The organism is Variovorax sp. 350MFTsu5.1 (assembly GCF_048302515.1).
In the GTDB taxonomy this organism is placed as follows: domain Bacteria; phylum Pseudomonadota; class Gammaproteobacteria; order Burkholderiales; family Burkholderiaceae_C; genus Variovorax; species Variovorax guangxiensis.
This window is the reverse complement of sequence record NZ_CP157620.1, coordinates 799,628-816,507: the sequence shown is the minus strand read 5'-3', so window position 1 is coordinate 816,507 and position 16,880 is coordinate 799,628. Positions and strand designations below refer to the sequence as shown.

Annotated in this window: 22 protein-coding genes; 11 read left to right on the top strand and 11 right to left on the bottom strand. The window is 67.8% G+C overall.

Annotation, left to right across the window (positions count from 1 at the left end):
- Positions 1-94: 94 nt before the first annotated feature.
- From ABL843_RS03570 to trpE, 8 genes are all read right to left on the bottom strand, one after another.
- Entirely contained in the window at positions 95-802 is a 708-nt protein-coding gene (locus ABL843_RS03570) for a uracil-DNA glycosylase (protein ID WP_418118992.1), read from the bottom strand.
- Positions 799-1,599, bottom strand: coding sequence for an indole-3-glycerol phosphate synthase TrpC (gene trpC, locus ABL843_RS03565; protein WP_418118991.1), 801 nt, complete (start codon positions 1,597-1,599; stop codon positions 799-801). The genes ABL843_RS03570 and trpC overlap by 4 nt, the downstream gene beginning before the upstream one ends.
- Before the next feature lie 29 nt (positions 1,600-1,628).
- Entirely contained in the window at positions 1,629-2,651 is a 1,023-nt protein-coding gene (trpD, locus tag ABL843_RS03560) for an anthranilate phosphoribosyltransferase (RefSeq protein WP_126025765.1), read from the bottom strand.
- 21 nt (positions 2,652-2,672) lie between these two features.
- Positions 2,673-3,338 (bottom strand): LysE family translocator, encoded by a 666-nt coding sequence (locus tag ABL843_RS03555; RefSeq protein WP_418118990.1) that lies wholly within the window; start codon positions 3,336-3,338, stop codon positions 2,673-2,675.
- Between the two features lie 16 nt (positions 3,339-3,354).
- On the bottom strand, positions 3,355-4,419 hold the full coding sequence (ltaE, locus tag ABL843_RS03550; protein WP_418118989.1) for a low-specificity L-threonine aldolase: 1,065 nt from the start codon (positions 4,417-4,419) through the stop codon (positions 3,355-3,357).
- An 8-nt stretch (positions 4,420-4,427) separates the two neighbouring features.
- Positions 4,428-5,012, bottom strand: coding sequence for an aminodeoxychorismate/anthranilate synthase component II (locus tag ABL843_RS03545; RefSeq protein WP_418118988.1), 585 nt, complete (start codon positions 5,010-5,012; stop codon positions 4,428-4,430).
- An 88-nt stretch (positions 5,013-5,100) separates the two neighbouring features.
- Positions 5,101-5,553, bottom strand: coding sequence for a GxxExxY protein (locus ABL843_RS03540; RefSeq protein WP_369659772.1), 453 nt, complete (start codon positions 5,551-5,553; stop codon positions 5,101-5,103).
- Positions 5,550-7,052: an anthranilate synthase component I gene (gene trpE / locus ABL843_RS03535; protein WP_418118987.1), complete on the bottom strand. Its 1,503-nt coding sequence runs from the start codon at positions 7,050-7,052 to the stop codon at positions 5,550-5,552. Before trpE ends, ABL843_RS03540 begins: the two co-directional genes overlap by 4 nt.
- Positions 7,053-7,402: 350 nt before the next feature.
- On the opposite strand from trpE, the gene ABL843_RS03530 reads away from it, so the two are divergent.
- On the top strand, positions 7,403-8,005 hold the full coding sequence (locus tag ABL843_RS03530) for a chalcone isomerase family protein (RefSeq protein WP_418118986.1): 603 nt from the start codon (positions 7,403-7,405) through the stop codon (positions 8,003-8,005).
- Between the two features lie 9 nt (positions 8,006-8,014).
- Here ABL843_RS03530 and gph read toward each other — a convergent pair whose 3' ends face one another.
- From gph to ABL843_RS03515, 3 genes are all read right to left on the bottom strand, one after another.
- Entirely contained in the window at positions 8,015-8,668 is a 654-nt protein-coding gene (gene gph / locus ABL843_RS03525; RefSeq protein WP_418120433.1) for a phosphoglycolate phosphatase, read from the bottom strand.
- 190 nt (positions 8,669-8,858) lie between these two features.
- Complete coding sequence (locus tag ABL843_RS03520) at positions 8,859-10,379, bottom strand: tripartite tricarboxylate transporter permease (protein WP_126025758.1); 1,521 nt, start codon at positions 10,377-10,379, stop codon at positions 8,859-8,861.
- Between the two features lie 14 nt (positions 10,380-10,393).
- Positions 10,394-10,876: a tripartite tricarboxylate transporter TctB family protein gene (locus ABL843_RS03515; RefSeq protein WP_418118985.1), complete on the bottom strand. Its 483-nt coding sequence runs from the start codon at positions 10,874-10,876 to the stop codon at positions 10,394-10,396.
- Here ABL843_RS03515 and ABL843_RS03510 point away from each other — a divergent pair.
- The 10 genes from ABL843_RS03510 to ABL843_RS03465 all read left to right on the top strand — a co-directional run bounded on the left by ABL843_RS03510 (position 10,854) and on the right by ABL843_RS03465 (position 16,800).
- The gene (locus tag ABL843_RS03510) at positions 10,854-11,270 is read left to right on the top strand and encodes a MarR family winged helix-turn-helix transcriptional regulator (protein ID WP_369659777.1); all 417 of its coding nucleotides are present in this window, start codon (positions 10,854-10,856) and stop codon (positions 11,268-11,270) included. The genes ABL843_RS03515 and ABL843_RS03510 overlap by 23 nt on opposite strands.
- 173 nt (positions 11,271-11,443) lie before the next feature.
- Entirely contained in the window at positions 11,444-11,989 is a 546-nt protein-coding gene (locus tag ABL843_RS03505) for an Rrf2 family transcriptional regulator (RefSeq protein WP_184639874.1), read from the top strand.
- Between the two features lie 28 nt (positions 11,990-12,017).
- Entirely contained in the window at positions 12,018-12,362 is a 345-nt protein-coding gene (locus ABL843_RS03500) for a hypothetical protein (protein ID WP_418118984.1), read from the top strand.
- 171 nt (positions 12,363-12,533) lie between these two features.
- Entirely contained in the window at positions 12,534-12,689 is a 156-nt protein-coding gene (locus ABL843_RS03495) for a hypothetical protein (protein ID WP_184639877.1), read from the top strand.
- The gene (locus tag ABL843_RS03490; protein ID WP_418118983.1) at positions 12,686-13,135 is read left to right on the top strand and encodes a hypothetical protein; all 450 of its coding nucleotides are present in this window, start codon (positions 12,686-12,688) and stop codon (positions 13,133-13,135) included. Before ABL843_RS03495 ends, ABL843_RS03490 begins: the two co-directional genes overlap by 4 nt.
- A 99-nt stretch (positions 13,136-13,234) precedes the next feature.
- On the top strand, positions 13,235-13,975 hold the full coding sequence (locus tag ABL843_RS03485; protein WP_418118982.1) for an SGNH/GDSL hydrolase family protein: 741 nt from the start codon (positions 13,235-13,237) through the stop codon (positions 13,973-13,975).
- A 164-nt stretch (positions 13,976-14,139) separates the two neighbouring features.
- Entirely contained in the window at positions 14,140-14,760 is a 621-nt protein-coding gene (locus ABL843_RS03480; RefSeq protein ID WP_418118981.1) for a hypothetical protein, read from the top strand.
- 32 nt (positions 14,761-14,792) lie between these two features.
- Positions 14,793-15,026 (top strand): hypothetical protein, encoded by a 234-nt coding sequence (locus tag ABL843_RS03475; protein WP_418118980.1) that lies wholly within the window; start codon positions 14,793-14,795, stop codon positions 15,024-15,026.
- Positions 15,027-15,086: 60 nt separating this feature from the next.
- The gene (locus ABL843_RS03470; protein ID WP_184640552.1) at positions 15,087-15,590 is read left to right on the top strand and encodes a sigma-70 family RNA polymerase sigma factor; all 504 of its coding nucleotides are present in this window, start codon (positions 15,087-15,089) and stop codon (positions 15,588-15,590) included.
- Between the two features lie 160 nt (positions 15,591-15,750).
- Positions 15,751-16,800 (top strand): FecR family protein, encoded by a 1,050-nt coding sequence (locus ABL843_RS03465; RefSeq protein WP_184639887.1) that lies wholly within the window; start codon positions 15,751-15,753, stop codon positions 16,798-16,800.
- Positions 16,801-16,880: the final 80 nt, after the last annotated feature.

The window sequence follows — 16,880 nt, the reverse complement described above, 5'->3', positions numbered from 1 at the left end:
ATAGCACGGTTTTGTGACTACCCGGAAACCCATGCATCAACAAAGATGCAGGAAAACCGCTCGAGGCGTTAGCCCACGATTATCGCCTAAGTTTTCACCCCTCCGACCGCTGCGCCTCCCGCCAAGCGCGCGCTTCGCCGAAATGACCGCAGCCGATGAACGGCACGGGCGGCCGTTGAGCCGAAAGAGGCGACGGATGATTCGACATCAGCACCTTATGGCGCCTAACGTCGATCAACGCCCGCTTACTCTGAGCATGAGAGCCCCACAGCATAAAAACAACAGGTTTGGCGCCGTTTGAAACATGCCGAATGACGGCATCCGTCAGCACCTCCCAGCCACGCCCGGAATGGCTGGCTGGCTGGGCCTCCTCGACCGTCAGGCAGGTGTTCAGCAGCAGCACGCCATGCGTGGCCCACTTCACCAGGCTGCCACCCGGATTCGGAAACGGCGGCGGCGCAGTCCCCAGGTCGCGCTGCAATTCCTTGAAGATGTTGCGCAGCGACGGCGGCAGCGCCACGCCGGGCGCCACGGAAAACGCAAGTCCCTCGGCCTGGCCGCGCCCGTGATACGGGTCCTGCCCCAGGATCACCACGCGCACGTCTTCCGGCGGCGTGAGTTCCAGCGCCCTCAACGGCTGCGGCGGAAAGATCACGGCGCCAGCGTCAAGCCGCTCGCGCAGGAAGTCTTGCAGCTTCTGCCCCACGGCACTGCCGAAGAACTCGTCGACCAGCGGCTGCCAGCCCGGGGCCACCGGCCAGTCGGCCGGATTGCTGCTCGACAGCTGATCGGGCCGGCTCATTTGAACAATGAAGCGAGGGCCTCGCCGGGTTCCTTGGCGCGCATGAAAGCCTCGCCGACCAGGAAGGCGTTGACGCCGGCCGCGCGCAAGGTGGCCACGTCCTCGCGCGTGCCGATGCCCGACTCAGTCACCGGCAGGCGATCGGCGGGCAGCTTCGGCAGCAGATCGATGGTCGCCTGTATCGACACCTCGAAGTTGCGCAGATTGCGGTTGTTGATCCCGATCAGCGCCGTCTTCAGCTCGAGCGCGCGGTCCAGTTCAGCCGCGTCGTGCACCTCCACCAACACCGCCATGCCCAGCCCGCGCGCGATGGCTTCGTAGTCCTTCATCTGCGCGTCGTCGAGGCAGGCGGCAATCAACAGGATCGCGTCGGCGCCTATCGCGCGCGACTCGTACACCTGGTACGCATCGACGATGAAATCCTTGCGCAGCACCGGCAGCTCGCACGAGGCGCGCGCCTGCTTGAGATAGTCCACGCCGCCCTGGAAGAACTGCTTGTCGGTCAGCACCGAGAGGCAGGCCGCGCTGATCTCGCCATCGCCCTCGGCGTAGCTTTGCGCGATGTCGGCCGGAATGAAGTCCGCGCGCAGCACACCCTTGCTCGGGCTGGCCTTCTTGACTTCGGCGATCACCGCGGCCTGGCCTGCCGCGATCTTGGCTCGCAGCGCGCCTTCGAAGTCGCGCGTCAGCACGCGGCTCTCGGCGTCGAAGCGCACGGCTTCGAGCGGCGTGCGCTTCAGTGCCGCGGCCACTTCCTGGCGCTTGACGGCAACGATCTTGTCGAGGATGTCGGACATGACTTCTGGGTTTCCTGTTCTCTTGAAGCTCAGACGGTCGAGGAGGCCTTGACCAGCTCCGCCAGCTTGGCCTTTGCCGCGCCCGAGGCGATGGCGGCGCGCGAGCGCTCCACGCCCGCCTGCACCGAGTCGACCACGTTCGCCGCGTAAAGCGCCGCCCCGGCGTTCAGCAGCACGATGTCTAGCGCCGGGCCGGCCTGATTGTCGAGCACGGCCAGCAGCATCGCCTTCGACTGTTCAGGCGTTTCCACGCGCAGGGCACGGTTGCTCGACATCTGGAAGCCGAAGTCCTCGGGATGCAGCTCGTATTCGCGGATCTCACCATCCTTCAGCTCGCCCACCATGGTCGCCGCGCCGAGCGAGATCTCGTCCATGCCGTCGCGCCCGTAGACCACCACCGCATGTTCGGCACCGAGCCGCTGCAGCGCACGCACCTGGATGCCCACGAGGTCGGGGTGGAACACGCCCATCAGGATGTTCGGAGCGCCGGCCGGGTTGGTCAGCGGCCCGAGGATATTGAAGATGGTCTTGATGCCCAGCTCCTTGCGAACCGGCGCGACGTTCTTCATCGCCGGATGATGGTTCGGCGCGAACATGAAGCCGATGCCGCACTCCTCGATGGAGCGCGCGATCTGCTCGGGCTTGAGGTTGATGTTCACCCCCAGCGACTCCAGCACGTCGGCGCTGCCCGACTTGCTCGACACGCTGCGCCCGCCGTGCTTGCTCACCTTGGCGCCCGCGGCGGCGGCCACGAACATCGAGCAGGTCGAGATGTTGAAGGTGTGCGAGCCGTCGCCGCCCGTGCCCACGATGTCCACGAGGTTCGTCGTGTCCTTCACCGGCACCTTGGTCGACACCTCGCGCATCACCTGCGCGGCGGCGGTGATCTCGCCGATGGTTTCCTTCTTCACGCGCAGGCCGGTGATCAGCGCGGCCATCATCACGGGCGAGCACTCGCCGCTCATGATGAGGCGCACGATGTGCAGCATCTCGTCGTGGAAGACCTCGCGGTGCTCGATGGTGCGCTGCAGCGCTTCCTGGGGGGTGATCATGGAAAGTCTCCTCGAAAAGAATCAGCGGCCGACGCGAACGGCGGCGGGCGCGTCGGTGAACGCGAGCTTGAGACCGAAGCCGATGAACAGCACGCCGGCGGCGCGGTCGAGCCAGTGCATGCCCTTGCGCACAGCACTGCGGCGCGCCATCCAGCCCGCCGCCAGCGCCCATCCCACGTTGACGGGAACGGCGTTGAGATTGAACAGCACGCCCAGCAGCACGAAGGCCAGCGCCGTGTTGCCGGTGCCCGGCGCAATGAACTGCGGCACGAAGGCCAGGAAGAACAGCGCGACCTTCGGGTTGAGTACGTTGGTCCAGAAGCCGCCCACGAAGATCGCCTTGAGGCTGCGCTCCCCGCTCACCGCCGCGGCGGCAGCGTCGAGATCGGCGGGCGGCGTGGCGCGCGACATCAGCATGCGCACGCCAAGGTACAGCAGGTAGGCCGCGCCGATGTACTTGAGCACGGTGAAGGCCCCGGCGGAAGTCGCCATCAGCGTGCCCACGCCGACGGCGACAGCGAAGATGTGCACGAAGCACCCTGTCGTGATGCCCAGCCCGGCCACGATGCCGGCGCGCGCGCCCGAACGCAGCGAATTCGTGACCACGTACAGCACGTCGGGCCCCGGCGTGAGGTTCAGCAGCCAGCCGGCGGCGATGAATGCGAGCAGATGCGGAAGATCGGGCATCGCGTTCTCGCCGTTTTCAGGATTTGGCGAAGAAGGCGCGGATCGCGGCAACGGCCCGGTCCACGCCGGCGACGTCGACATCGAGGTGCGTCACGAAGCGCAGCCGGTAGAGGCCCGTCGCAAGAATGCCCTGCGAATTGAGGCTCGCCAGCAGCTCCGAAGAGCGCGCCTGCGCAGCACCGGTGAGATCGACGAACACGATGTTCGTGTGCGGTGCCTCCACCTTCAGCCCCTCGATGCCTTCGAGCCCCTGCGCCAGGCGCTGTGCCAGCGCGTGGTCGTCAGCAAGGCGGTCGACATGGTGGTCGAGCGCATGCGACGCCGCCGCGGCCAGCAGGCCGGCCTGCCGCATGCCGCCGCCAGCCATCTTTCGGATGCGGTGCGCGCGGGCGATGAACTCGCGCGAACCGACCAGCGCCGAGCCGATCGGCGCACCAAGCCCCTTGCTGAAGCACACCGACACGCTGTCGAAGCACTGCGCGATGCGGCGGGCTTCGGCCCGGATGTCGCCGCGCTTGTTCAGCGCGGCCTGCGCGGTCGCGGCGTTGAAGAGCCGCGCACCGTCCAGGTGCCGCTGCAATCCCTTGCTCTTCGCGAGATCGGTCGCCGCCTGCACGTATTCGAATGGCAGCAGCTTGCCGCCCAGCGTGTTCTCCAGCGCCAGCAGCCGCGTGCGAGCGAAGTGCGCGTCGTCGGGCTTGATGGCCGCCTCGATCTGCGCGAGCGGCAGCGTGCCGTCAGGCGCGTGGTCGAGCGGTTGCGGCTGCACGCTGCCGAACACCGCCGCGCCACCGCCTTCCCAGCGGTAGCAATGCGCCTGCTGGCCGACGATGTACTCGTCGCCGCGGCCGCAGTGCGACAGGATCGCGCACAGATTGCTCTGCGTGCCGGTGGGCACGAACAGCGCCGCCTCGAAACCCAGCATGGCCGCGATCTTTTCCTGCAGCGCATTCACGCTCGGATCGGTACCGAAGACGTCGTCGCCCAAGGGCGCCGCCATCATGGCCTCGCGCATCGCGGGCGTGGGTTGGGTGACGGTGTCGCTGCGAAGGTCGACGAAGGAAGTGCGATCGGTGGTCATGGTGGTGGTCAATCCAGAAAGTTCTTGAGCATGGCGTGACCGTGCTCCGTCAAGATCGATTCCGGATGGAACTGCACGCCCTCGATGCGCACATCGTGCGCGAAGCCGGTGTGACGCACGCCCATGATCTCGCCGTCGTCGGTCCAGGCGGTGACAGCCAATGTCTTGGGGCAGCTCTCGCGCTCGATGGAAAGCGAGTGGTAGCGGTTGACGACGAACCTCTGGGGCAGCCCTGCGAACACGCCTTCCTGCGTGGTCGCGATCTCGCTGGTCTTGCCGTGCATGAGCTGCTGCGCGCGCACGATCTTGCCGCCGAAGGCCGCGCCGATGGCCTGGTGCCCCAGGCACACCCCCAGGATGGGCAGCTTGCCGGCGAAGGCCTCGATGGCCGCCACCGACACGCCCGCCTCCGCCGGCGAGCAAGGCCCCGGCGACACCACCAGCCGCGTCACGCCCGAAGCGATCAGCTCGCCGATCTGCTCGACCGTGATCTCGTCGTTGCGATGCACCTGCACGTCCGCACCCAGCTCGCCGAAGTACTGGACGATGTTGTAGGTGAAGCTGTCGTAGTTGTCGATCATCAGGAGCTTCATTTTTCGAGGCCCTCCGAATCCGGACTTCCGAACGCAGAAGTCGCGAAGGTTTCGCAGAAATCGCAGAAGGAATTCAAAAAGAAGGTCTTCATAGCTTGTTCACCACCCGATGGATTCCCTTGACGACGGGGAAGGTATGGAAGTTGATCAGCAGGCCCAGCTTCATGCCGGAGACGCGCAGATACGACAGCAACTGCGCACGATGCGCCTCGCTGACGGCATCCATGGCCCTGAGTTCGAGCAGCACGCTGCCCTCGATCACGAAGTCTGCGCGGTATGCGATGCCCAGCGGGCGCCCCTTGTAGACCGCCTCGATCGGGACTTCGCGTTCGAACGCCAACTCGCGCTCATGCAGTTCGATCGCCATCGCAGCCGCATAGGCGCTTTCCAGAAGCCCCGTGCCAAGCACACGTTGAACCTCGACCGCCGCGCCGATGACATCGTGCGAACAGTCATTTTCAAAACCTGGCGGTTCCTTCTGCGACCTCTGCGAAACCTTCGCGCCCTCTGCGTTCGGCTGCCCGTATCCCACGCCACTCATTCCAACCCCTCCTCGACCAGTTCCGCCGCCCGCAGCAGCGCCCGAGCCTTGGCCTCGGTTTCCTTCCACTCCAGCTCGGGCACCGAGTCGGCCACCACGCCGGCCGCGGCCTGCACGTGCAGCATCTGGTCCTTCACGATGCCGGTGCGGATCGCGATGGCCACGTCCATGTCGCCCGCGTAGCTGATGTAGCCGCAAGCGCCGCCGTACAGGCCGCGCTTGGTGGGCTCCAGCTCGTCGATGAGCTCCATCGCATGCACCTTCGGCGCGCCGGTCAGTGTGCCGGCCGGGAAGGTGGCCTTGAGCACGTCGATGGCGGTCATGCCGTCCTTCAGCGTGCCTTCGACGTTGCTCACGATGTGCATCACGTGGCTGTAGCGTTCTACCGCGAAGGCCTCGGTCACCTTCACGGTGCCGGTCTTGGCGATGCGGCCGATGTCGTTGCGCGCGAGGTCGATCAGCATCACGTGCTCGGCGCGTTCCTTCGGGTCGTTGATGAGCTCCACCTCGGCCGCCTTATCGAGCTCCAGCGACGCGCCGCGCGGGCGGGTGCCGGCCAGCGGGCGGATGGTGATCTTCTGCTCGCCCTCGCCGGTGTTCTCCTGGCGCACCAGGATCTCGGGCGACGCGCCCACCACGTGGAAGTCGCCGAGGTTGTAGTAGTACATGTAGGGCGACGGGTTCAGCGAACGCAGCGCGCGATACAGCGACAGCGGCGACTCCGTGTAGCGCTTGCTGATGCGCTGGCCCACCTGCACCTGCATGAAGTCGCCGGCGGCAATCATTTCCTTGGCGCGCTCCACGGCCGCGAGGTAGTCGGCCTTGGCGAAGCTGCGCTCGGGTGGGTGCGGCTGCGTGGGCTTCACGATGGGCGCGCTCACCGAGTACTTGAGCTTTTCCTTCAGCTCGCGCAGGCGGCGCTTGCCCACCGCATAGGCCTCGGGCTGCTTCGGATCGGCATAGACGATGAGGTACAGCTTGCCCGAGAGGTTGTCGATGACCGCCAGTTCCTCGCACTGCAGCAGCAGGATGTCGGGGCAGCCCAGCGCGTCGGGCGGGCAGCTCTTCTCGAGCTTGCGCTCGATGTGGCGCACGGTGTCGTAGCCGAAGTAGCCGGCAAGGCCGCCGCAGAAACGCGGCAGGCCCGGCCGCAGCGCCACCTTGAAGCGCTTCTGGTACTCGGCGACGAAATCGAGCGGATTGCCGCGGACGGTCTCGACCACCTGCCCGTCGGTCACCACCTCGGTGACGGCTTCGGCGCCGAAGCCGCTGGCGCGCAGCAGCGTGCGCGCCGGCAGCCCGATGAAGCTGTAGCGCCCGAAGCGCTCGCCGCCCACCACCGATTCGAGCAGGAAGCTGTGCTTGCCGCCGCCTTGCGAATGGGCCAGCTTGAGATAGAGGGAAAGAGGGGTCTCGAGGTCGGCGAAGGCCTCGGCCATCAGCGGAATGCGGTTGTAGCCCTGGGCGCTGAGGCTCTTGAATTCAAGTTCGGTGATCACGGATTCGTTCTCCAGTTGCCTGCGGCGCTCCTTCGGCCGGCGGCAAGGTCATTCACGGGTTGGCCCGGTGCCGGCGAGCGTGCCGGTCCGGAACCGCGGGCGCACGGCGTGCGCCGCGCAATCAAACAGTCAGCGAAGTATGGCGACGCCAGGGCCAGGCTCCCCGGCTGCCTTCACCTGTTTGAATGACGTGATGAACGAACATATGAGCTGCGGAGTTTAGCCCACGAAAACGCCCGAGCGTGCAACCGGGCGCATCGGCGGTGGCTTTCAGGGTTCCCCCGAAGCCGAAGGAGTAGAACAAAAAGATACATTCGAACGATCGTTCGCAAATTTCCAAGGAGACAGCGTTGACCGCCCTTCCGCTCACGACCGTGTTCCCTCGCCTCGTCCTGGCCGCCTGCCTCGCCGCCGCCAGCCTCGGTGTGCCGGCCGCACAGGTCGACGTAGGTGGCGTCAAGCTCGAAGACCAGATGGATCTGCGTGGCGCGCCCCTCGTGCTCAATGGCGCGGGCATCCGCTACAAGGCCATCTTCAAGGTCTACGCGGCCGGCCTCTACGTGGGCAAGAAGGTGTCGACGCCCGAGGAAGCACTGGCCGCGCCCGGACCCAAGCGCGTGGCCATCACGATGCTGCGCGACATCGACGCGAACGAGCTCGGCAAGCTCTTCACCAAGGGCGTGGAAGACAACTCGCCCAAGAGCGAGATGGTCAACCTCATTCCGGGCCTGCTGCGCATGGGCCAGATGTTCGCCGACCAGAAACAGTTGAAGACCGGCGACACCTTCACCATCGACTGGCTGCCCGGCACAGGCACGCTGATCACCGTGCGCGGCGTGCCCCAGCCCGATCCGATCAAGGAGCAGGCCTTCTTCAACGCGCTGTTGCGCATCTGGCTGGGCCCGAACCCGGCCGACTGGAAGCTGAAGGACGCGCTGCTCGGCAAGCAGTAGCTGGTGCTGCTACCGCGCGGCGGCCGGCGCCAACTCGGCCAGCGAATCGACGAAACCGTCGGCATCCACGCCGCGCACCGGCTCGCCGTGGTTGTAGCCGTAGGTCACCAGCACCACGGGACAACCCGCCGCACGCGCGGCGCGCGCGTCGTTGCTCGAGTCGCCGACCATCAGCGTGCGCTCAGGTGCCGTGCCCATCGCCTCGCAGGTCTTCAGTAGCGGCAGCGGATCGGGCTTCTTGCGCTCGAAGGCGTCGCCGCCGAACACAAGCTCGAAGAAGCCGTCGAGCCCCTTGTCGGCCAGCAGCGGCTTGGCGAACGAGGTCGGCTTGTTGGTGAGGCACGCCAGCCTCAGGCCCTGTGCGCGCAGCGCTTTCAGCCCTTCGATCACGCCGGGGTACACCGCCGAATGCCGCCCGTTGATGGCGAGGTAGTGATGCTGGTAACGCTCCCAGGCCCGGTCGAACAGCGCACGCGCCTTCGCGTCGGCCTCCGCGGCATCGGCGACGGCCGGCCCCATCACGTGCACGAGCGCGGAATGGATCAGGTGCTCCGAGCCCTTGCCCACCATCGTCTCGATGGCGGAAGGCGCCACGTGCGGCAGCGAGAGATCGTCGAGCATGCGGTTGAGCGAGGCGGCGAAGTCGCCCAGCGTGTCGACCATGGTGCCGTCGAGGTCGACGATGGCGGCGTCGAAGCGGGTGCGGGAGAAGCTGATGGAGTTCAAGGACGCGCGAGCAGAGTTTCGAGGGATTCCCGGCACTCTATCCGAGCAGCACCCAAACCTCAGTGCCGCCGGAATCCAGCCCGCAACGACTGCCCGCCTCCCGGTGTGGTCGAAGGCGGCCTCCGCCTCAGCCGCCCTCCTCGACGAAAGCCTCCTCGCGTTTGGAGCGTATGGACGGCAGCAGCACGATCAGCAGCAGGATGAGCGCGGCGACCAGCAGGCCCGCCGAGATCGGCCGCGACACGAACACGCTCCAGTCGCCGCGCGACAGCAGCAGTGCGCGGCGCAGGTTCTCCTCCATCATCGGCCCGAGGATCAGCCCCAGCAGCAATGGCGCCGGCTCGCAGCCCAGCTTGATGAAGGTGTAGCCCACTACACCAAAGATCGCCACCAGCCAGATGTCGAAGACGTTGTTGTTGGTCGAGTAGACGCCGATGGCGCAGAACAGCACGATGGCCGGAAACAGCCACCGGTAGGGAATCGTCAGCAGCTTGATCCACAGCCCGATGAGCGGCAGGTTCAGGATCACCAGCATCAGGTTGCCGATCCACATCGAGGCGATCAGGCCCCAGAAGAGCTCCGGATTGCTGGTCATGACCTGCGGGCCGGGCTGGATGTTGTGGATGGTCATCGCACCGACCATCAACGCCATCACCGGATTGGGCGGAATGCCCAGCGTGAGCATCGGAATGAACGAAGTCTGCGCGCCCGCGTTGTTGGCGGCTTCAGGGCCCGCAACGCCGCGGATGTTGCCTTTGCCGAAGGTGACCTCGCCCGGCTTGAGCTTGATCTTCTTCTCCAGCGTATACGCGGCGAAGGCCGACAGCAGCGCACCGCCGCCTGGCAGGATGCCCAGGGAGGAGCCCAGCGCCGTGCCGCGCAGCACCGCGGGGAGCATGCGCCGGAAGTCTTCCTTCGTCGGCATCAGGCCCGAGACCTTCGCCGTGAACACCTCCCGCTCGTCCTCCGGCCTGGCCAGGTTGGCGATGATCTCGCCGTAGCCGAACACGCCCATCGCGATGGCGATGAACCCCAGGCCGTCCGTGAGTTCGGGGATGTCGAAGCTGTAGCGCGCAACGCCGGAGTTGACGTCGGTGCCCACGAGTCCGAGCAGCAGACCCACCATGATCATGCAGATCGCCTTGAGCAGCGAGCCCGAGGCCAGCACCACGGCGCCGATGAGGCCCAGGATCATCAGCGAGAAGTATTCGGCCGGGCCGAACTTGAAGGCGATCTCCGTCAGCGGAGGCGCGAACGCGGCCAGGATCAGAGTGCCCACGCAGCCTGCGAAGAACGACCCCAGGCCGGCCGCGGCAAGCGCCGGCCCTCCCCTGCCCTGCTTGGCCATCTGATGGCCGTCGATCACCGTGACCACGGAAGACGATTCGCCCGGCAGGTTCACCAGGATCGCGGTGGTCGAGCCGCCGTACTGCGAGCCGTAGTAGATGCCGGCGAGCATGATCAGCGCCGCCACCGGCGGCAGCGCATAGGTGGCGGGCAGCAGCATGGCGATGGTGGCCGTCGGGCCGATGCCGGGCAGCACGCCGATCAGCGTGCCCAGCAGGCAGCCGATGAATGCGTACAGGATGTTCTGCAGCGATACGGCCGTTGCGAAGCCGAGCGAGAGGTTGTTGATCAGGTCGGTCATGGCGCCTTCCTCCTTCAGCCGCTGATGAAGGTCGGCCAGACCTGAAACTGCAGCTTCAGCCCGACGATGAAGGTGAGGTAGCTGCCCACGGCCAGCACGGTCGCGAGGATCAGCGAAAGCTTCATCGAGAAGTTCGCCCCCGCCATGCAGGCGACGACGACGAGCGCGTAGATCGCGACGATCAGACCCATGGCCGGCAGCCCGATGTTGTGCAGGCCCGCCAGCAGGACTCCGAACAACAGGTTCGCGCCGATGATGAAGCCCAGCGGCTTCCATGCGATCTTTCCGACGGGATCTCCATCGGCGGTCTTCATGGTGAATGCGCTCGCGACCACCACCAGCCCCAGCACCGTCAGCAGCGTGCCGATGATCAGCGGGAAATAGCCGGGGCCCATGCGGGCCGCGCTGCCGACGTTGTAGTTGTTGGCCCCGATCGCGAAGGCCGCTTCGACACATGACACCAACAAGACGTCAATGGCCAGCCAACCGCGCAGCATCGAGAAGCACCAGCTCGAGGCGCTCTCCGACTTCAGATTCAGGCTGCGCAGCTTCCTGCGCTTCAGCGAGGACGCCGCGCGCGCCGAGGGCATCACCGTGCTGCAGTACCAGCTGATGCTCCACACCCAGGCCTTCCCGGGCCGGGAATGGGCGACGGTCAGCGAGATCGCCGAGCGCCTGCAGGCTCAGCTTCACGGCGTGGTCGCGCTCGTCTCGCGCTGCGAGGAAGCCGGCCTTGTCAAGCGAAAGCCCAGCACCACCGACCGGCGCCAGGTCGAGGTTCATCTGCTGGTAGCCGGGCGCAGGAAGCTGGAAAAGCTCGCGCTTCTGCACCAGGGGCAGATTGCCGATCTCACGGAGGTCGTTGCGCTTGTTGGAAAAGCCCGTAAATAGCCTCGGCATCCGTTTTCAGCGGAGTCCGAGTTCAGCTGTCGTGCGGCGATCGTGCCTCGCCGGGGTTTTCAAACTGTTTCAAAAACCGTAGTTGCCATGCCTCGGAAACTTTTCGGGGCCTTTTGCACACCTATGACGCATTGTTTGAAAAACCCAACAACGAGGAACACTCCATGCGTCTCACGACGAAGGGCGGCTTCGCCTTGACGGCCATGATCGATGTCGCGATGCGCGAGCAGGATGGCCCGGTGCCACTGGCGTCGATCAGCAAGCGCCAGCACATTGCCCGCTCGTCGCTCGAACTCCTGTTCAGCAAGCTGCGCCAGCATGCGCTGATCAAGGCGACACGCGGACCGGGCGGCGGCTACACCTTGACGCGCAGGGCATCCGAAATCACGGTGGCGGACATCCTTGCCTCGGTCGACGGCCAGCCGCTGTCCGACGCCGAAGACTCGTCGAAGAAGGGCGAGGCCGGCGGCAAGGGCTGCTATTCCACCGAGGCGCTGTGGGCCTCCGCCAAGCATCACGTGATGGAGTTCCTGGGCTCGGTCACGCTGCAGAGCCTGGTCGAAGACCAGCTCGCCAAGGGTGTGCGCGTGGAGCACGAGCCGTCGCAGCCGAAGAGGAAGGAAGCCCCACTGAGCCCCGCCGCATTGCCGCTGCGCGTGAACGCACCCAATTCGGTGTTCGCGTGGAACGGCGTCTTCGCCAAGCGCTGAAGAACACTGCAACAACGCTCTCCTGACGATGCCCCGCTGGCTGCTGTCGCTGCTGCTCGTGCTCGCACTGGGCTGCCAGAGCTTTGCCGCTCTGGCCCAGTCGCACGAGGCGGCGATGGCGCCGGTCGTCGCCGGGCTCCATCTGTCGTCGAGCCCCCATTGCGAGGCACCGGCCGAGCCGTTCACCACGCTGGAAGAGCGCTCGCCGGCCACCGAACTCGCGCCGGACCTCTCCGAAATCTGCGGACTGCGCAACGCCACGTTGTACCACACCGCGTGGCGTGACGCGCCACCGCCGCAGCACTCTCACACGCCCGCATCCCGCATGCCACCGGTTCCACTGAAACCGCCGCGCATGCGCATCGCCGCCTAGGCGAGAGAGGGTGCGGGTCCGCCCGCATCTCTTTCCTTTTCCACTTTCACGAATCCTCGCGATGCGCGACGTGCGGGCCACTGTGCCCGCGCGTCGCGTTCGTCGTCGTCCCGCGCGGGCGTGTCCGGCGCGGGCATCCAACCCCATTCACCCAATCGATTCCTGTCATTCATGAGCGAACTCTCACTGATCATCTTCGGCGCCTGCCTCCTGCTGCTTTACCTGGCTTGGCGCGAACGCCTCGTCTCGAACCACCGCGATGCCGGCCTGCTCGCCGGCGTGGCCGCCTTCGCGGGCGTGGCGGGCATCGTGTCGCTGGCGGTGTGACGGCGCCGCAAGCTGCCCGGCGGCGACGCTGGATCGCCGCCGGGCTCGCCGTCGCGGCAGCGGCAGGCGCCTGCACCGACGGCTATCCCACCAGGGACGCGCCCGCCGCCGGCGACATGAGCGCCGCGGAGCACGTCCACGCGCTCAACGACATGCTGCGCCATGAGGCGCGCCGCGTGGACGCGAGGCTGACGCTGGCGACGCCGTGCATCCTGCGGCTCGCGACCACCGCGCCCGGCGCGCACGAATCCACCGCCTCGCTGCGGCTGGAGACGCTGCACATCGCCTTTTCGGTGGACGAGCGCTACCGGGTGAGCCTGGCCCCGGCCGCCAACCTGCCGGCCGCGCGCGACCACCGGTTCGTGGTGGACGGCTGGCAGGACGCGGTCGCGTTCCGCTCGCACCTGCAGCAGTTGCAGATGGCCTGCGTGGCGTCGAAGGACTGAAGCGGGATTTCCTTGCGATGCGCATTGCGGGTTTGCGCATCTCGTTCGGCAACCGGATGAACGCCACTGAATTGCCAGTGGCGCCATCCGGAGATTGCCTTGGTTTTCCTTCCCGCTCACCGCCGCGCGGCCTGCGTCCGCCTGTCCGACATCGCATTCACGCTGCTCGCCATCCTGGCGATCGGCGCGCTGGTCCCCGCCTGCGGGGGCAACAGCCACAACCACAACACCGGCAACAACAAGGCCTCCGTGCGACAGCCGGCGCACGCGGTCTCTTCGACAGCCCAGCCGGACCCGCAGGCCCCACGTGACTGCACCGTCACCTTCGAGGGCGACTCGATCCTGCACGGCGGCTACGCCGCCAACAGGCGCTTCGACGAGCCGCCCGCCGCGATGCTCAAGCGCCTGCGCCCCGCCTACACGGTGATCGACAACAGCGAGCCGGGCGCCACCGCCACCCGGCGCGCGCCGGCGTTCTCCACGGCGCCGCTCACCACGCATTTCGTGGTGCTGCAGCACGGCATCAACGACGCGATGTCCGGCCAGCCCTACGAGCCCGCGCTGCGCCGCATGGTCGCGCATGTGCAGGCCGAGGGGCGCACCCCGGTCATCACCGGGCTCAGCCGGCAGCCGCTCACCGCGACGGGCAGGGACGAGGCCGACGCCATCGCCCGCAGGGTGGCCGGCGAGACGGGGGCGCTCTTCGCCGACTGGGGCGCCGTGACCTTCAAGCCCGCCGAGATGGCCGACGTGCTGCATCCCGCGCCTGCCTACAGCGAACGGCTGGTCGGGCGCATCGTGCTCATGCTGGACAAGGCCGCGCCCGAATGCCGGGCCTGACGCCCGGATTTTTTTGGCCCGCCATTACGGGTTTTGCGGGCCTCGTCCGGCAAGGGAGTGCATTCACCCGAGACCGAAAAGAGGAGCCGCCTCCCCATGCTTCAGACCCCCCGTCATCGCTTTCAGCCACCGCCGCCCTCGGCGTGCCCCCGGGAGAGCGTCCGATGAGCACCGGCAGCCTCGGCCTCGTGGTCGCCGCCTGCTTCGCCCTCGGCGCCGCCTGGCTCGCCGGCAAGACGCTCTCGACCCGCGCCACCGGCACGCCGATGCCCCAGTTCGCCGCCCGGCAGGAAGCCGCCGCCGCGCGCGAACGCATCGACCTGCGCCAGCCGCTGCGCGCGCTCGCCGCAACGCCCACCACGCAGGGCGAAACCCTGGCGCAGCACGGCATCGGGCTCGACCTCGCCGTGCCGGACGCTGCGCTCACGGTGGCGGCCATCGCCGGCGACCTGCCGCTGCTCGTGTCTCACATCGCCAACGCCGCGGCCGCGACCTTGCCGCGGGGCGCCACGCTGCATGTGCTGGCGCGCGCCGAAAGACACCAGGCGGTGGTGAACCTGCGCGAAGCCGACATTTCCACCGGCACCGCGCCCCGCCTCTCGCAGGCCTTCGAGACCGGCATCGGCCGACCCACGTCGTCCCTGGCCCATGCCTGCCAGGCCATCGCCGCGCGCCACGGTGCGCGCATCTACACCGCACCCTCGCCGCTGGGCGACGGTTGCCTCACGCTGCGGTTTCCGCTGCACGGCGTCCGCGCCGCGCGTGCGCCGAAGGGGCTGCTGTGATGGCCACCCGCCGGCTCTTCGTCCGGGAGAGCTTGCGCTCGCGGGACGCCGGCGGCACCGCGCGCTCCCGGCTCTTCGACGGCTGCTGCCTCGGCGCGGCCGTGGCCGGCCTCGCGCTCTCGGTCGGCTTCGGCCGCTGCGAGCAGGGCCGCGCGGGCGCCACGGCCCTGTCCACGCTCGCGCCCATCATGCAGACCCGCAGCCACCGGCTCCAGACGGGCTGCCCTGCCGGGGCGAAACGCCGTTCGCCAGCGCCAACGCAGTGAGATAGATTCATGCCTGCCGCACTCGTCGCGTTCCCGAACGACTTTTCCTCGCCCTCCTCCATGCCGGACGACCGTCCTCCTTCGCGCAGCGTGGAAAGCCTCTACGGCGACCACCACGGCTGGCTGCTCGGCTGGCTGCGCCGCAAGCTGGGCCACCCGGGCGACGCCGCCGACCTGGCGCAGGACACCTTCGTGCGCGTGCTGGGCCGCCCGCGCGACATCGACGAGGTCCGCGAGCCCCGCGCCTGGCTCACCACCATCGCGCACGGGCTGGTGGTCGACCACGTGCGCCGCCGAACGCTGGAGCGCGCCTGCCTGGAGGCGATCGCCGCGCTGCCCGAGCCGCAGGCGCCCTCGCCCGAGGCGCAGATGCTGCTGGTCGAATCGCTGGTGCGCATCGACGCGATGCTCGACGGGCTGCCGTCCAAGGCGCGCAGCGCCTTCTTGCTCTCGCGGCTCGACGGCCTCGGCTATGCCGAGATCGCGCAGCGCCTCGATGTGAGCCTGAGCTCCGTAGAAAAATACATGGCCACCGCCATCCGTCACTGCCTGGCGCTGAAATGATGAAACTCCCCCAGGCTTCGCGCACTTCGTGTCGCTTCTCCCCCCGCCTCGCCGGGGGCAACACCGGCGGCCCGGCAAAGCCGGTTCCGCGGTGTTCCTGGCTCTGGCCGAGGCTATTTCGTGCGACCGGGATCACGGGAAGTGCGCAGAGCCATCCAGAATGAAAGCCGCATTTCCTTCCACCCCGCTGACCGGCGACGGCACGGCCACGGCCGCCGAGCTGCTCGACCAGGCCATCGCCTGGGCCGTGCGGCTGGGCTCCGGCAGCGCCGACGAGAAGACCCATGACGAATGCGGCGCATGGCGCGCCGCGCATCCCTCGCACGAGCAGGCCTGGCAGCAGGTGCAGGCCGTGGAAGACACCTTCCGCCAGGTGCCGCGCATGGGCGAGGCCGGCGGTGCGCTGGCGCACGGCGCGCTGCAGGCGGCCACCCGCCTGCGGGCCCAGCAGGGCCGCCGCCGCGCGCTCGGGGTTCTGGGCGTGATGGGGCTGGCCGTCACGGGCGGCATGGCCGGCCTCTTCGTCTGGCGCGAGCAGCCATGGGAGAGCCGCACCGACTACGCCACCGCCGTGGGCGAACGCAAGCGCGTGACGCTGGCCGACGGCACCGAGCTGAACCTCAACACCGGCTCCGAGGTGCAGGTGATCTTCTCGCCGCGCCGCCGCCGCATCTTGCTGCGGCGCGGCGAGCTCTTCGTGCGCACCGGCGCGGACGACGGCTCGCTGCTCGGCCACCGCGCATTCTGGGTCGAGACGCCGCACGCGCGCTTCGAGGCGCTGGGCACGCGCTTCGGCGTGCGCGAGCAGGACGACCAGACGCGGCTGTCGATGACCGAGGGCCGCGTGGCCATCCACACCACCGTCGACGCACAGCCGGTAGTCGCCCAGGCGGGAGACGGCTACATCGTGCGCGGCGGCGCGGCACAACCGCCCCAGCGCATCGTGGACCGCAGCTTCGAGCCCGACGCCTGGACCGACGGCGCGCTGGTGGCGCGGCAGATGAGGCTCGATGCCTTCATCGCCGAGCTGGCGCGCTACCACGCCACACCGCTGCTCTGCGACGCGGATGCGGCATCGCTGCGCGTGTCGGGCGTCTTCCAGCTCAGCGGCCCCGACCCCGTCGGCCGCGCGCTGGAGGCGCTGGTACGCACACTGCCGGTCCGGCTCGACCGCGGCACTGGAGGCACATTGACTGTCGCGCGACGTTGAGACGCCTTTCTCCGGACCGCCATCCCGGGTTCTGGCGGTTCCGGCAGACAAGGCCCACCCTGCTCTCCGCGCTGCTGCTG

Coding starts and splice junctions, on each gene's coding strand:
- ABL843_RS03570 (WP_418118992.1), bottom strand. CDS start 802: ATGAGCCGGCCCGATCAGCTGTCGAGCAGCAATCCGGCCGACTGGCCG.
- trpC (WP_418118991.1), bottom strand. CDS start 1,599: ATGTCCGACATCCTCGACAAGATCGTTGCCGTCAAGCGCCAGGAAGTG.
- trpD (WP_126025765.1), bottom strand. CDS start 2,651: ATGATCACCCCCCAGGAAGCGCTGCAGCGCACCATCGAGCACCGCGAG.
- ABL843_RS03555 (WP_418118990.1), bottom strand. CDS start 3,338: ATGCCCGATCTTCCGCATCTGCTCGCATTCATCGCCGCCGGCTGGCTG.
- ltaE (WP_418118989.1), bottom strand. CDS start 4,419: ATGACCACCGATCGCACTTCCTTCGTCGACCTTCGCAGCGACACCGTC.
- ABL843_RS03545 (WP_418118988.1), bottom strand. CDS start 5,012: ATGAAGCTCCTGATGATCGACAACTACGACAGCTTCACCTACAACATC.
- ABL843_RS03540 (WP_369659772.1), bottom strand. CDS start 5,553: ATGAGTGGCGTGGGATACGGGCAGCCGAACGCAGAGGGCGCGAAGGTT.
- gph (WP_418120433.1), bottom strand. CDS start 8,668: ATGGTCGACACGCTGGGCGACTTCGCCGCCTCGCTCAACCGCATGCTC.
- ABL843_RS03520 (WP_126025758.1), bottom strand. CDS start 10,379: ATGACCGACCTGATCAACAACCTCTCGCTCGGCTTCGCAACGGCCGTA.
- ABL843_RS03510 (WP_369659777.1), top strand. CDS start 10,854: ATGGCCAGCCAACCGCGCAGCATCGAGAAGCACCAGCTCGAGGCGCTC.
- ABL843_RS03515 (WP_418118985.1), bottom strand. CDS start 10,876: ATGCTGCGCGGTTGGCTGGCCATTGACGTCTTGTTGGTGTCATGTGTC.
- ABL843_RS03505 (WP_184639874.1), top strand. CDS start 11,444: ATGCGTCTCACGACGAAGGGCGGCTTCGCCTTGACGGCCATGATCGAT.
- ABL843_RS03500 (WP_418118984.1), top strand. CDS start 12,018: ATGCCCCGCTGGCTGCTGTCGCTGCTGCTCGTGCTCGCACTGGGCTGC.
- ABL843_RS03495 (WP_184639877.1), top strand. CDS start 12,534: ATGAGCGAACTCTCACTGATCATCTTCGGCGCCTGCCTCCTGCTGCTT.
- ABL843_RS03480 (WP_418118981.1), top strand. CDS start 14,140: ATGAGCACCGGCAGCCTCGGCCTCGTGGTCGCCGCCTGCTTCGCCCTC.
- ABL843_RS03470 (WP_184640552.1), top strand. CDS start 15,087: ATGCCGGACGACCGTCCTCCTTCGCGCAGCGTGGAAAGCCTCTACGGC.
- ABL843_RS03465 (WP_184639887.1), top strand. CDS start 15,751: ATGAAAGCCGCATTTCCTTCCACCCCGCTGACCGGCGACGGCACGGCC.